At 66.7% G+C, this 14,691-nt stretch carries 8 protein-coding genes; all 8 read left to right on the top strand.

Translation table 11 applies throughout. The features are described from left to right. Nucleotides 1-33 precede the first annotated feature (33 nt). The 8 genes from gltB (at nt 34) to N825_RS24290 (ending at nt 14,688) form a co-directional block, all read left to right on the top strand. Nucleotides 34-4,572, top strand: coding sequence for a glutamate synthase large subunit (gene gltB / locus N825_RS24325; RefSeq protein WP_037457834.1), 4,539 nt, complete (start codon nt 34-36; stop codon nt 4,570-4,572). A 231-nt stretch (nt 4,573-4,803) separates the two neighbouring features. After that, entirely contained in the window at nt 4,804-5,244 is a 441-nt protein-coding gene (locus tag N825_RS24320; RefSeq protein WP_037457936.1) for a GNAT family N-acetyltransferase, read from the top strand. Between the two features lie 114 nt (nt 5,245-5,358). Further along, the gene (locus N825_RS24315; protein WP_037457832.1) at nt 5,359-8,262 is read left to right on the top strand and encodes a PAS domain S-box protein; all 2,904 of its coding nucleotides are present in this window, start codon (nt 5,359-5,361) and stop codon (nt 8,260-8,262) included. Between the two features lie 87 nt (nt 8,263-8,349). Next, nucleotides 8,350-9,018 (top strand): glutathione S-transferase family protein, encoded by a 669-nt coding sequence (locus tag N825_RS24310; RefSeq protein WP_051512916.1) that lies wholly within the window; start codon nt 8,350-8,352, stop codon nt 9,016-9,018. Between the two features lie 16 nt (nt 9,019-9,034). Beyond that, nucleotides 9,035-9,796: a hypothetical protein gene (locus tag N825_RS24305; protein WP_157619515.1), complete on the top strand. Its 762-nt coding sequence runs from the start codon at nt 9,035-9,037 to the stop codon at nt 9,794-9,796. A 110-nt stretch (nt 9,797-9,906) separates the two neighbouring features. Beyond that, nucleotides 9,907-11,079 carry an efflux RND transporter periplasmic adaptor subunit gene (locus N825_RS24300; RefSeq protein ID WP_063833916.1) on the top strand — a complete coding sequence of 391 codons (1,173 nt, stop codon included), beginning with the start codon at nt 9,907-9,909 and terminating at the stop codon, nt 11,077-11,079. Between the two features lie 3 nt (nt 11,080-11,082). Next, the gene (locus N825_RS24295; protein WP_037457830.1) at nt 11,083-14,232 is read left to right on the top strand and encodes an efflux RND transporter permease subunit; all 3,150 of its coding nucleotides are present in this window, start codon (nt 11,083-11,085) and stop codon (nt 14,230-14,232) included. 165 nt (nt 14,233-14,397) lie between these two features. Further along, nucleotides 14,398-14,688: a hypothetical protein gene (locus N825_RS24290; protein ID WP_037457829.1), complete on the top strand. Its 291-nt coding sequence runs from the start codon at nt 14,398-14,400 to the stop codon at nt 14,686-14,688. Nucleotides 14,689-14,691: the final 3 nt, after the last annotated feature.

Genomic DNA, 14,691 nt, shown 5'->3' with positions numbered 1-14,691 from the left:
CTCGACCCTGTGGTTCAGAAAGGACAAACAGCCATGCCCGAAAACACCCTTACCGCAGGCGAGCAGTTCGTTGCCGAGTATCGGGCGAACGTCGAAACCCTGACGGCCACCCACGCCTATGATCCGGCGGACGAACATGACGCCTGCGGCGTCGGCATGATCGCGACACTGGACGGCAAGCCGCGCCGGTCGGTGGTGGAAAAGGGGATCGAGGCGCTGAAGGCGGTCTGGCACCGGGGCGCCGTCGACGCCGACGGCAAGACGGGCGATGGCGCCGGCATCCATGTCCAGGTGCCGCAGCAGTTCTTCCACGACTACGTCAAGCTGATCGGCCACATCCCGCCGGACCGGCCGCTGGCCGTTGGCCAGGTCTTCCTGCCGCGCCTGTCGCTGGAGGCGCAGGAGCGCTGCCGCTGCATCGTCGAGACCGAGATCCTGAACTTCGGCTACTATATCTATGGCTGGCGCCAAGTGCCGATCAACGTCGACATCATCGGCGAGAAGGCCAACGCGACCCGGCCCGAGATCGAGCAGATCATCATCGGCAACTCCAAGGGCGAGACCGACGACAAGTTCGAGCTGGAGCTCTACATCATCCGCCGCCGGATCGAGACCGCCGTCCGCGCCGAGCAGATCAACGACTTCTACATCTGCACGCTGTCGGCCCGCTCGATCGTCTACAAGGGCATGTTCCTGGCGGAGCAGCTGACCTCGTTCTACCCCGACCTGCTGGACGAGCGGTTCGTCTCCAACGTCGCGATCTATCACCAGCGCTATTCGACCAACACCTTCCCGACTTGGCCGCTGGCCCAGCCATTCCGCATGCTCGCCCACAACGGCGAGATCAACACGCTGAAAGGCAACGTCAACTGGATGAAGGCGCACGAGACGCGGATGGAGCACGAGCGTTTCGGCTCGTACGTCAACGATCTCAAGCCGGTGATCCCGATCGGCTCGTCCGACAGCGGCGCGCTGGACGCGGTGTTCGAGGTGGTCGCCCGCGCCGGCCGCTCCGCGCCGATGACCAAGACGATGCTGGTGCCCGAGGCGCTGGCCGCCGGCGACAGCATGCCGGAGGCGCACCGCGCGCTGTACGGCTATGTCAACGCCGTCATGGAGCCGTGGGACGGCCCGGCGGCGCTGGCCATGACCGACGGCCGGTGGGCGGTGGGCGGCATGGACCGCAACGGCTTGCGCCCGATGCGCTACACCATCACCAATGACGGGCTGCTGATCGCGGGCTCCGAGACCGGCATGGTCAAGGTGGACGAGAGCACCGTCGTGGAGAAGGGCCGGCTCGGGCCGGGGCAGATGATCGCGGTCGATCTGGCCGAAGGCAAGCTGTACCACGACCGCGAGATCAAGGACCATCTCGCGGCCCAGCGCCCCTTCGCCAACTGGATCGGCAACATGACCGAGCTGGACAGCTTGGTTAAGGCCGCTCCGGCGGAGTCCGCCGTGCTGGCCAAGGACGAGCTGCGTCGCCGCCAGCTGGCCGTCGGCATCACGATGGAGGACCTGGAGACCGTCCTGCATCCGATGGTCGACGAGGGCAAGGAGGCGGTCGGCTCGATGGGCGACGACAGCCCGATGGCCGTCCTGTCCGACAAGTACCGCGGCCTGCACCACTTCTTCCGCCAGAACTTCAGCCAAGTCACCAACCCGCCGATCGACAGCCTGCGCGAGCGCCGGGTGATGAGCCTGCGCACGCGCCTCGGCAACCTGGGCAACATTCTGGAGGAGGACGCCACCCAGTGCAGCCTGCTCCAGCTGGAGAGCCCCGTGCTGACGACGGCCGAGTTCCGCGCCATGTGCGAGTACATGGGCTCGACCTCCGCCGAGATCGACTGCACCTTCGACGTCGACGGCGGTTCCAACGGGCTGCGTGACGCGCTGCGCCGCATCCGACAGGAATCCGAGGACGCCGTTCGCGGGGGAGCCACCCACGTGATCCTGTCGGACGAGCGGGTCAGCGCCGGCCGCGCGCCGATGCCGATGATCCTGGCGACCGGCGCCGTCCACACGCATCTCGTACGCCAGCAGCTCCGCACCTTCACGTCGCTGAACGTACGGTCGTCCGAATGCATGGATGTGCATTACTACGCCGTGCTGATCGGCGTCGGCGGCACCACGGTCAACGCCTATCTGTCGCAGGAGGCCATCGCCGACCGCCACCGCCGCGGGTTGTTCGGCGACCTGACGCTGGAGCAGTGCCTGTACCGCTTCAAGAAGGCGATCGACGAGGGCTTGCTGAAGATCATGTCCAAGATGGGCATCTCGATCATCAGCTCGTACCGCGGCGGCTGCAACTTCGAGGCGGTCGGCCTCAGCCGCGCGCTGGTCGCCGAGCACTTCCCCGGCATGGTCAGCCGCATCTCGGGCATCGGCCTCGCCGGCATCCAGAAGAAGGTGCTGGAGCAGCACGCCCTGGCCTATGCCGAGGACGTCATCGCCCTGCCGATCGGCGGCTTCTACAAGTACCGCCGCAACGGCGAGCGGCACGCCTGGGAGGCCGGTCTGATCCACATGCTCCAGCAGGCGGTGGCGACCGACAGCTATCTGACGTTCAAGAAGTACACGGAGGCCACCAACAAGCGGCCGCCAATCCAGATCCGCGACCTGCTGGACTTCCGTTCGACGCGCGAGGCGATCTCCGTCGACGAGGTCGAGAGCATCACGTCGCTGCGCAAGCGCTTCATCACGCCGGCCATGTCGCTGGGCGCCCTGTCGCCCGAGGCCCATGGCACGCTCAACGTCGCCATGAACAGGATCGGCGCCAAGTCCGACAGCGGCGAGGGCGGCGAGGACCCGGCGCGGTTCAAGCCGGACAAGAACGGCGACAACTGGAATTCGGCCATCAAGCAGGTGGCGTCGGGCCGGTTCGGCGTCACCGCCGAATACCTGAACCAGTGCCGCGAGATCGAGATCAAGGTGGCCCAGGGCGCCAAGCCCGGCGAGGGCGGGCAGCTGCCCGGATTCAAGGTGACCGAGATGATCGCCCGGCTGCGCCACTCGACGCCCGGCGTCATGCTGATCAGCCCGCCTCCGCACCACGACATCTACTCGATCGAGGATCTCGCCCAGCTCATCTATGACCTGAAGCAGATCAACCCGGACGCCAAGGTCTGCGTCAAGCTGGTGTCTCGTTCCGGCATCGGCACGATCGCCGCCGGCGTCGCCAAGGCGAACGCCGACATCATCCTGGTCTCCGGCCATGTCGGCGGGACGGGCGCCAGCCCCCAGACCTCGATCAAGTACGCCGGCGTGCCGTGGGAGATGGGCCTGAGCGAGGTCCATCAGGTGCTGACGCTGAACCGGCTGCGCCACCGCGTCCGGCTGCGCACCGACGGCGGCCTGAAGACCGGCCGCGACATCGTGATCGCCGCCATGCTGGGCGCCGAGGAATACGGCGTCGGCACCGCCAGCCTGATCGCCATGGGCTGCATCATGGTCCGGCAGTGCCACAGCAACACCTGCCCGGTCGGCGTCTGCGTCCAGGACGAGGAGCTGCGCAAGAAGTTCGTCGGCACGCCGGAACGGGTGATCAACCTGTTCAGCTTCCTGGCCGAGGAGGTCCGCGAGATCCTGTCCCAGCTGGGCTTCCGCACGCTGAACGAGGTGATCGGCCGGACCGACCTGCTGCACCAGCTGAGCCGCGGCGGCGCCCATTTGGACGACCTCGACCTCAACCCGCTGCTGGCCCAGGCCGACCCTGGCGACAGCGCGCGGTACTGCACGATGCAGGGCCGCAACGAGGTGCCGGACACGCTGGACGCCCGCATGATCGCCGACGCCCGCCCGCTGTTCGAGGAGGGCGAGAAGATGCAGCTGGCCTATAACGTGCGCAACACGCACCGGGCCATCGGCACCCGTCTCTCCGCCATGATCACGCGGAAATTCGGCATGACCGGGCTCCAGCCCGGCCACATCACGGTGCGGCTGCGCGGGTCCTGCGGCCAGTCGCTCGGCGCCTTCGCGGTGCAGGGCATGAAGCTGGAGGTGCTGGGCGACAGCAACGACTATGTCGGCAAGGGCCTGTCGGGCGGCACGATCACGGTGCGGCCGAGCACCAGCAGCCCGCTGAAGTCCAACGAGAACACCATCATCGGCAACACCGTGCTGTACGGCGCCACCGCCGGCAAGCTGTTCGCCGCCGGTCAGGCGGGAGAGCGCTTCGCCGTCCGCAACTCCGGCGCCAAGGTGGTGGTCGAGGGCTGCGGCTCCAACGGGTGCGAGTACATGACCGGCGGGTTGGTGGTGATCCTGGGCGGCGTCGGCGAGAACTTCGGCGCCGGCATGACCGGCGGCATGGCCTTCGTCTACGACGAGGACGACAGCTTCTCCCGCAAGGTCAACGAGGAGAGCGTCATCTTCCAGCGGATCGAGGTGCCGCATTACGAGGCGATGCTGCGCGACCTGATCACCGAGCATGTCACGGAGACGCAGAGCAAGTTCGCCGAGCGCCTGCTCAACGATTGGCATCTGGTGCGGGGCGATTTCTGGCAGGTGGTGCCCAAGGAGATGATCCACCGGCTGGGGATTCCGGTGCGGACGGCGCAAGCGGCCGACTGATACCCACCCGGCATCCGCCAGCGCGGATGGACGAAAGAATGGGCGCTTCCCGGCTATGGCTGGGAGGCGCCTTTTCGTTCCGACGCGCGAGATGTCGCATGGGGCGCCCCTGGGCGGTGCCGCCCTATCGCGGCCGCAGCGCCTTGGCTATGGTTACCGTGATTGCATCACTCTCCGGGACCGTCCCGGCGGATGGACTTGGAAACGGTGGCCGCGCAGGGAACCGACGCCATGCCCGAGTGTGAGGGAGCCTCCATCACGACCCGGTTGGCCAGGACGGCCGACGGTCCGCGTTGCGCCGAAATCTACCTCGCCTCGCGCCGGGCCGCGTTCCACTGGCAGCCGGCCGCCACCTTCGTCCTGGACGACTATCCGCGCGCGAACGAGGACGAGGAGGTCTGGGTCGCCGAGACCCATGGGGTCGTGGTCGGTTTCGCATCGATCTACCGGCCCGAGAACTTCGTGCACAACCTGTTCGTCGATCCCCGATGGCAGCATCGCGGCATCGGCAGCCTGTTGCTCGACCACGCCTGTTCCCACCTGTTCCGGCCCGCCCGCCTGAGCTGCCTCGCGGCCAACCAAGGTGCCCGCGCCTTCTATGAGCGAAATGGATGGGTCATGGCCCCCACGGCGGTCTCTCTTCTGGAACCATATGTAGTATATCTGAAATAGAGGGTTCAATCGGTCGCAATCCGTTTGCGTGGCGCAAGGTATCACCTTCGTGCTATGTCTTAGGACAGGCGACCGCACGGTCTCCGCCTGAGTGACTCCAATCCTGGAACTCTCGTGACCCAACAGCGTGTTACGCCGACAATCTTCATCCGGATCTACGCGGTGCTGCTCTTCGTGGTGGTCGCGATGCTCGGCTACAACGAGTGGACCACCCGAAACGACGCCCTGGCGCAGGCCGCGGAAAAATCGAGGGCGCTGGTCAATCTCGCCACCGAACACACGCTCCGCATGTTCGAGATCAACGACATCGCGCTCCGCAGCGCGGTCGAGCATTTCAGCGAGTTGAACATCTCGGAGATCGGTGACTCCTGGAGCGATTGGGATTATCTGGCGACCTTGGAAGCGAGCAGCATCGGCAGCGAACTGGCCCAGATCCGGCACATGCTGATCATCGATCCAGTCGGTTTGGTCCGCATCCATTCCCGCCGCTACCCGGTCGAGCCGATCGATGATTCGCGGACCGACTTCTTCCAAGCCCACAAGGACACCTCCGGTCCCAGCCTGTTCGTCGGGCCGCCCGCGATGGACGGCGTCGCGGGCGACATCTATTTCTCGATGAGCCGACGCATCAGCAGGCCACGCGACGGCGCCTTCGCCGGCGTGGCCGCCGCGGCGGTCAAGCCGGACATTTCCCGCCGCTTCTTCGACTCGATGGCGACCGGGCCGCACAGCATCCTGTTCCTGATGCACGAGAACGGCACCATCGTCACCTCCCATCCCTTCAAGGAGAACCTGATCGGCCGCAAGCTGCCGGACGACATCCTGCTGCGGACCATCCTGGGGAGCCAACAGCAGGTTCCCGCGTCGGTCAGCGTCAAGTGCTGCTTCGACGATCAATCCCGCATCATCGCCTATCAGCGGATCGGAACCCTTCCGCTGTTCGTCGCGGTGGGATTGGCGGAAACCGACGTGCTGGCCGACTGGAACCGCGATCTGGCGCAGAACTCGCTGATCGCGGCGATCGTGCTGACGAGCTTCACCACCGTGGTCGTGCTGATGCTGGCCCAGTACCGCCGTCAGGTGCTGGCCCATGGACTGCTCTCGGCGACCTATGACGCGGCGGGGACCGGATTCTGCATGGTGGATGCCGGCGGCAGGGTGGCGCGGGCCAACGCGGCCTATGGCGCGCTGTGCGGCGTGTCCGAACTACAGCTTGTCCAGCGCCCATTCATCGAGGCCTTCCCCGCCGATGAGCGCAACCGCGCCAACGACCTGCTTCGCTCCGGCGGGTCGAGTGACCCGCAACCGCCGCAGATCCTCAGGCTGCGCCATTCCGATGGCCATATCCGGCGCGTGCTGATCACCGTGGGCGGTTTCTCCGACGCGTCGGGTCAGTTGTTCCTGATGGTCGCCGCCAACGACGTCACCGAGCGGGAGCGTCAGGAGGAGCGGCTGCGCGAGAGCGAAAGGCGGCTGCGGCAGGCACAACGTCTCGCCGGGATCGGCTGGTGGGCGATCGACCTGACCAGCGGCAGCGTCGTCTGGTCCGACACCCTCTATGACATCTGGGGCCGGGATCCGGATTCGCCGCCGACCCTGCAAAGTTGGCGCGCCTCGATCCACCCCGACGACCGCTCGCGGCTGAACGACGCCGATCTGGCCGATGGGCCGGACTGCACGCGGGAATACCGCATCATCCGTCCCGATGGCACCGAACGGCACGTCCGCGAGGAGTTCACCCGCAGCAGGACCGAGGGTGACCAGACCATCCGGCTGTTCGGCATCATCCAGGACGTCACGGAACTGCGCGAGAACGAGCGCGCGCTGGCCGACAGCAAGGCTAGGTTGCGGGCGGTCCTGGACGTCGCGGTCACCGGCATCCTGGTCCACGACGAGCAGGGCCGCATCCAGCTCTTCAATCCCGCCGCGGAGCACCTGTTCGGCTATCGCGCGGCGGAGGCAAAGGGCCTGACCATAGACACCCTGATACCGCCCCTGCCCAACTCCACGATCGGGGCCGAGCCGACGCTGGGCGTCGCCCGCGAGGTGATGGCCCGCACCCGCGACGGCCGCACCTTCCCCGCCTATCTCGCGGTCGATGAATACGTCGCGGACGGACAGCGCATGTCGGTCGGCGTGTTGCTGGACATCAGCGACCAGAAGCGCCGCGAGCAGGAGATCTTCCAGGCGCGCGACCGGCTGGAACGGCAGGCGGCCGACCTGTCGGTGCTGGCGCGGAAGCTCGATCAGGCGCGCCGGGAGGCGGAGGAGACCCGCGGGCTGGCGGAAGCCGCGAGCAAGGCGAAGTCGGAGTTCCTGGCCCATATGAGCCATGAACTGCGCACACCGCTGAACGCCATCCTGGGTTTCTCGGAGATCATGGACCAGGAATATTTCGGTCCGCTCGGCTCGCCGCGCTACACCGAGTACAACCGCAACGTCCTGGACAGCGCGCGCCACCTGCTGAGCCTGATCAACGACATCCTCGACCTGTCCAAGATCGAGGCCGGCCGCTATGAGTTGGAGGAGGAGCAGGTCGACCTGACCCGGATCATCGATCCCGTCATCCGGCTGGTGCGCGAGCGGGCCCTGCGCAAGGACCTGACCTTGAAGACCAACATCGACCGCCTGCCTCCCGTGATGGGGGACGAGCGGGCGCTGAAGCAGATCCTGATCAACCTGATGACCAACGCCGTCAAGTTCACCGAGCGCGGCGGCGAGATCGAGGTCACCGGCCATCAGGCCGACGACGGCGACATCGTCATGAGCGTGCGGGACACGGGCATCGGCATCGCGGCCGATCAGATGACGAAGGTCCTGGAACCGTTCGGCCAGACCCGCAACGCCTACATGGCCGGCGAGTCCGGCACCGGCCTGGGATTGCCGATCACCCGGTCGCTGGTCAATCTGCACGGCGGAACGCTGGAGTTGCGGAGCCAGCCCGGCGTCGGAACGACGGTCACCATCCGGCTGCCCGCCTCGCGCGTGATCAAACCGCGCCTGCTCGCGACCACTTGATGTCTCTCGCGGCGCTTCGCCAAATGGGCATATACCGCCAAGCGCCCCCTATGTTTGGCGGAAAGCTTGCGTTATGGTGCCCACCCCATGCGAACCCTGTATCACTACTGGCTCTCGGCGTCCTCCCGCAAAGTGCGAATAGCGCTGGGCGAGAAGGGGCTCGACTTCGAATTGCAGGTCGAAAAGATCTCGGACCGGCGACCGGAATTCCTGGCCTTGAACCCCGCTGGCGACGTGCCGGTGCTGGTCGAGGAGGACGGGACATCCCTGGCGGATCACACCGCCATCTGCGAGTACCTTGACGAGGCCTATCCGGACACGCCGCTGATCGGATCGACACCGACCGAGCGCGCGGAGACGCGGCGGCTGGTGTCCTGGTTCGACGGCAAGTTCAACGCGGAGGTGACCGAGAACCTGGTCGGCGAGAAGCTGATCAAGCGGTATCTCGGCTGGGGTTATCCCCACGCCGCCGCGATCCGGGCCGGTTTGCAGAACATCCATTATCACCTCGACTACATCGCCTATCTGGCGGAGCGCCGCAACTGGCTGGCTGGCGACACCTTCAGCTTGGCCGATATTTCCGCCGGCGCCCATCTCTCCGCCGTCGACTACCTGGGAGACGTCCCTTGGGACGATCATCCGGAAGCGCGGCTGTGGTACTCGCGCATCAAGTCGCGCCGCTGCTTCCGGCCCCTGCTGGGCGACGCCCTACCCGGCAACCCGCCGCCGGCCCACTACGCCGACCTCGATTTCTGAGCCTGGATCCCCAAGCATGCCACGCATATTTCCGTCCCTCGCCCTTCCGCTCGCCTTGGGTCTGTCCCTAGGCCTGCCTTTGGTCCTCGGCACCCCCGCCGCGGCGCAGATCATCGCTCCGACGATGGATCAGGTGGTGCTGGACCTGACGGCGGAGGACTGGGTCGGCACCGATACGGCGCGCGTCTCGATCGTCGCCGACGCCGCGGCGTCGGGCCAAGGATCCGATTCGGGTGGGCAACGCGACGATCTTCTGAAGTCGGTCGGGGCACTGGTTCCGAACGCCGACTGGCGGATCGTCCAGTTCGACCGCTCGACCGACCAAGCCGGACTGGAACGCCGCCGGGCGGTGATCGAGGCCCGCCTGCCGGAATCGGCGCTCGGCGGCTTGGCCGACAAGGCGAAGCAGGCGAGCCGGCCGGGACTTCAGCTCCGGATCGGCGCGATCGAGTTCACCCCGACCCTGGCCGAGACCGAGACAGTCCGGGCGCGGCTGCGCGCCGAGATCTATGGCAAGGCGGCGGCCGAGTTGAAGTCGCTGGAGCAGAGCTTCCCCGGCCGCTCGTTCCGCATGGGCAATATCGACTTCGCCGACGCGCCGGTGCAGTCCTTCGTCCGCAAGACCCGCGAAGCGGCGATGCCCATGGCGATGGCGGCACCGGCGGACGCGGCGGAGGAATCGCCGATGAACGTTTCGGAGAAGCTGGTCATCCGCGCCCGCGTCGTGCTGTCGGCCGTGGCACCGACCACGGCCCCCACTCAGGCGCCCAACAAATAGGCTACTTTCAGCCGCGGGCTTGAACCACGGGCTTTCTCGCGCGTTTGGCAACCGTATCCGGGATCGCCGCATCACCGTGGCCCAGCCCGCTTGCCCACGGAGCCAAGGCGATGAGAAGGTTGCCAGTCCCCCCGCACATCGCCCCACGCCGAGTATTGGTCGCGGCATTAGCCCTGCTGGCGCTGTCCGCCTGCGATCAGGGCGGCGGGCAGGCCCAGCAGGAAGGCGCCCCGCGACAGCGGCAAGCGATCCCGGTCGGCGTCTTCCAGGTCAAGCCGGAGCCGGTGACCATCGGGGAAACCTTCATCGGCCGGATCGAGGCGGTCCAGCGGATCGAGATCCGGGCGCGGGTGACGGGTTTCCTCCAGGAGAGGCTGTTCAGGGAAGGCGAGATCGTCGACCAGGGCAAGCCGCTGTTCCGGATCGAGCCCCAGATCTACCAAGCCATCGTCGAGCAGCGCCGCGCCGATCTCGCCCGGGCCGAGGCTGAACGCGAAAATGCGACGGTCCAGCTCCGCCGCGCCCAGGAACTGGTCCAGCGCAACAACATCGCGGAAGCGACCGTGGACGAGCGGCAAGCCGCCGCCCGGACGGCGGAAGCCGGGGTGCTCCAGGCGCAGGCCGCCCTGCGGCAAGCCGAGATCGACTTGAGCTACACGGAGATCCGCGCGCCGATCGCCGGCCGGATCGGATTGGCGCTGTTCGACGTGGGCGACCTGGTCAACCCGGAGTCAGGCCCCCTGGCCGAACTGGTGACACGCGATCCCATCCACGTGCTGTTCCAGGTCAGCCAGCGCACCTTGCTGGACGCCCAGCGCGCGGCGGGCGACGAGGGACTGGACGCCAACGACTTCGTGGTCCGCGTGATGCTGCCGGACGACACGGAATATCCGCACCCGGGCTCGGTCAACTTCGTCGGCATCACGGTCAGCCAGCAGACCGACACGGTGCCGATCCGCGCCGAGGTGCCCAACCCCCAGGAGATGCTGCGCGACGGTCAGTTCGTCCGCGTCCTGATCCAACCCAAACAGGCCGAACTCGCCATCACGATCCCCCAAGCCGCGATCCAGGCCGATCAGCAAGGCAATTTCGTTCTCGGCGTCGATGGCGAGGACAAGGTGCGGATCCTGCGGGTGGAAACCGGCGAGACGCTGGAGCAAGGCCGCGTCGTCGTCCGGTCGGGCTTGAAGGAGGGCGACCGCGTGGTGATCCAGGGCATCCAGCAGGTCCGCCCCGGAGCATCCGTCCAGCCCAGTCCGGTCGATCCCAACCAGGGGGCTTGAGCCATGCTCTCCTCCGTCTTCATCGACCGCCCCCGGTTGGCGATGGTCATCTCGATCGTGATCACGCTGGCGGGCCTGCTGGCCCTGACCCGCATCCCGGTCGCCCAGTTCCCCGACATCGTGCCGCCCCAGGTCAGCGTCACCACCGTCTATCCCGGCGGCAACGCCGAGACGGTGGAGGCGACGGTCGCCCAGCCGATCGAAAGCCAGGTGAACGGCGTCCAGGACATGATCTACATGAGTTCGACCAGCGGCAACGACGGCAGCTACACGCTGACCGTCACCTTCGCCGTCGGCACGGACCCGGATATCAACACCGTCAATGTCCAGAACCGGGTGCGCTTGGCCGAGGCGTCCCTGCCGGAGGAGGTGGCGCGGCAGGGCGTGCAGGTCCGCCAGCAGTCGTCAGCCTTCCTGCAGATGATCAGTCTGGTCTCGGAATCACCCGAGTACGACGAGTTGTTCCTCAACAACTACGCCCGCATCAACCTGCTGGACGAAATCTCGCGGGTGCCCGGCGTGGGCGAGGCGCGGCTGTTCAGCGAGTACGACTACAGCATGCGGGTTTGGCTGGAGACCGACCGCTTGACCAGCTTCGGCCTGTCGCCCAATGACGTGGTCACCGCGATCCAGTCGCAGAACGTCCAGGCGGCGGTCGGCCAGATCGGCGCGCAGCCCCAGCCGGACAACCAGCAGCTCGAATTCTCGCTCCAGGCCGCCGGCCGCCTGACCGATGTCGATCAGTTCAAGGCCATCGTGCTGCGCGCCAACGCCGACGGCTCGCTGCTGCGCCTCAGCGACGTGGCGCGGGTGGAACTGGCGGCGCGCTCGTATTCCTCCGCCGGGACATCCAACGGCAGGCCGGCCGCCGTGCTCGGCATCTACCAGTCGCCGGGGGCCAACGCGGTCACCACGGCGTCGCAGGTCCTGGGGGTGCTGGACGGGCTGAAATCGCGCTTTCCGGAAGGCGTTCACTACGAGGTGACCTACGACACCACCGTGTTCGTCACCTCGTCGATCGAGGAGGTCGTCACCACGCTGATCGAAGCGTTCGTGCTGGTGCTGGTGGTCGTCTTCCTGTTCCTCGGCAATTGGCGGGCGACGCTGATCCCGCTGATCGCGGTCCCGGTGGCGCTGATCGGGACCTTCGCGTTCCTGCTGCTGTTCGGCCAGTCGGCCAACACCATCTCGCTGTTCGCCATGGTGCTGGCGATCGGCATCGTGGTGGACGACGCCATCGTGGTGGTCGAGAACGTCGAGCGGGTCATGCGCGACGAGAACCTGCCGGCTCGGGAGGCGACGCGGAAGGCGATGTCGCAGATAACGCCCGCGATCGTCGCGATCACCCTGGTGCTGCTGTCGGTCTTCATCCCGGTCGGCTTCATCCCCGGCATCACCGGCTCGCTCTACGCCCAGTTCGCGCTGACCGTCTCGGTCGCCATGCTGCTGTCGGCGGTCAACGCCCTGACGCTGAGCCCGGCACTGTGCGCGCTGCTGCTGAAGCCGCACGAGAAGCATGGCCGGGTCATGGGCTGGATCCAGGACCGCATCGACAACACGCGGAACGGTTACTCGCGCGTGGTCAACCGGCTGGTGCGGGTTTCGCTGTTGTCTCTGGTGGCGGTCGGGGTGGCGTTCGGCGGTTACTTCGGCCTGTCCACCATCGTGCCCGCCGGCTTCCTGCCAGACGAGGACCAGGGCGCCCTGTTCATGGAACTCCGGCTGCCGCAGAACGCGGCGCTCAACCGGACACAACAGGTAGTCCGCGACGTTGAGGCCCAGGTCCGCGACATTCCGGGTGTCCGAAGCGTCACGGCGGTGGCCGGCTTCAGCCTGCTCGACAGTCTGCAGACCGGCAACGCCGCCTTCATGGTCGTGCTGCTCGACCCCTTCGAGGAGCGGGCGGAGGCGGAAACCTCGGCCTTCGGCGTGCTGAACCAGATCACCCAGCGCACCGCGACGGTGCCGAACGCCCAAGTGCTGGCCTTCAACCTGCCGCCGATCTCCGGCTTGGGCAACACGGCGGGGTTCGACTTCAGGCTGCTGGACCTGACGGGGGGAGAGCCCGCGCGGCTGTCGGCCGCCGCCGGCGGATTGGTCGTCGCCGCCAACCAGGATCCCAGGCTGGCGCAGGTCTTCACAACCTACCGGGTCGATACCCGCCGGCTGTTCGTCGAGGTCGACCGCGACAAGGCGCAGGCGCTCGGTGTCGCGGTCAGCGATGTCTACAACGCGCTGCAAACCACGCTGGGCGGCTTCTACGTCAACGACTTCAACAAGTTTGGCCGGACTTGGCAGGTCAATGTCCAGGCCGAGGCCAAGGACCGCGATCAGGTCGAGGATCTGTGGCGCATCCATGTCCGAAGCGCCAGCGGGTCCATGGTGCCGCTGCGAAGCCTCGCCTCCGTACGGTTCCAATTGGGGCCGCAGGCGATCAACCGGTACAACAACTACCGCAGCGTCGCCATCCAGGGGTCGCCCGCCCCCGGCTTCAGCTCGGGCGATGGGTTGAACGCCATGACCGAGGTGGCGGAAAACACGCTGCCCGCGGGTTTCTCGTTCGCGTGGTCGGGAATTTCATTGCAGGAGCAGGAGGCGGCGGGCCAGACCCCGATCATCCTCGCCCTGGCCGTGCTGTTCGCCTACTTGTTCCTGGTGGCACTCTACGAGAGCTGGACCATCCCGATCGCGGTCCTGCTGTCGGTGTCGGTTGGACTGTGCGGCGCCATGCTGGCCTTGATGGTGACTGGGTTGGCGAACGACGTCTACGCCCAGATCGGCGTCGTCGTGCTGATCGCGCTCGCCAGCAAGAACGCCATCCTGATCGTCGAATTCGCCAAGGAGCGGCGCGAGGCGGGGGAGTCGATCCAGGACGCGGCGCGCGAGGGTGCCCGGTTGCGGTTCCGCGCCGTGATCATGACCAGTCTCGCCTTCATCTTCGGTCTGGTGCCGCTGGTGACCGCCGCGGGCGCCGCGGCGGCCAGCCGGCGCGGCGTGTCGACGGCGGTGTTTGGTGGCATGATCACGGCGTCCAGCCTGGGCCTGTTCGTGATACCTATGCTCTACGTCGTGATCCAGAACATGCGTGAATGGACCACCCGGCGCGTCCAGGGCCGCCCGGATCGAGACCCCACACCAGCCCCGGCGGAGTGATCGGCACGTTCCGCCCGTGGTGTAATCCGGATGGATCCCGCTAAAGTTCTTATGGCTCCGCCAAATCTCGCCTCATGGTTTTGTTGCGGCGCGGTATCATATCCGGGATGGCTTCGTCTGGATGAGCCGAGGCCGCTGAACCAGGGGTCGGGGAACAATCACGCCATGAGCATAGCTGAAATCAGCGCGGTCGAAATCGTCGCGGAACCCAACACTCTCACCGTCGAGGAACTGCGCGGTCTGCTGAAGGGAAGCGGATTGGTCGCATACAGTCCTGGCGTCTATCACACCGACCATATCCTGCTCGACACCAGCGCGCAGGATCGCATGGTCGTCTGCGCCGTCGCCGCCAAGGAAGCCGATGGGCAGAAGGTCGTCGCCCGTCTCCGCCAGATGCTGGCTGGCATTGGCAACGTGACCATCCACACCGCGCCGAACAGCCTCCACGCCGGCTGACCG

This window comes from Skermanella stibiiresistens SB22 (assembly GCF_000576635.1).
Classification (GTDB): Bacteria; Pseudomonadota; Alphaproteobacteria; order Azospirillales; family Azospirillaceae; genus Skermanella; species Skermanella stibiiresistens.
This window is presented reverse-complemented; position numbering and strand designations above follow the sequence as displayed.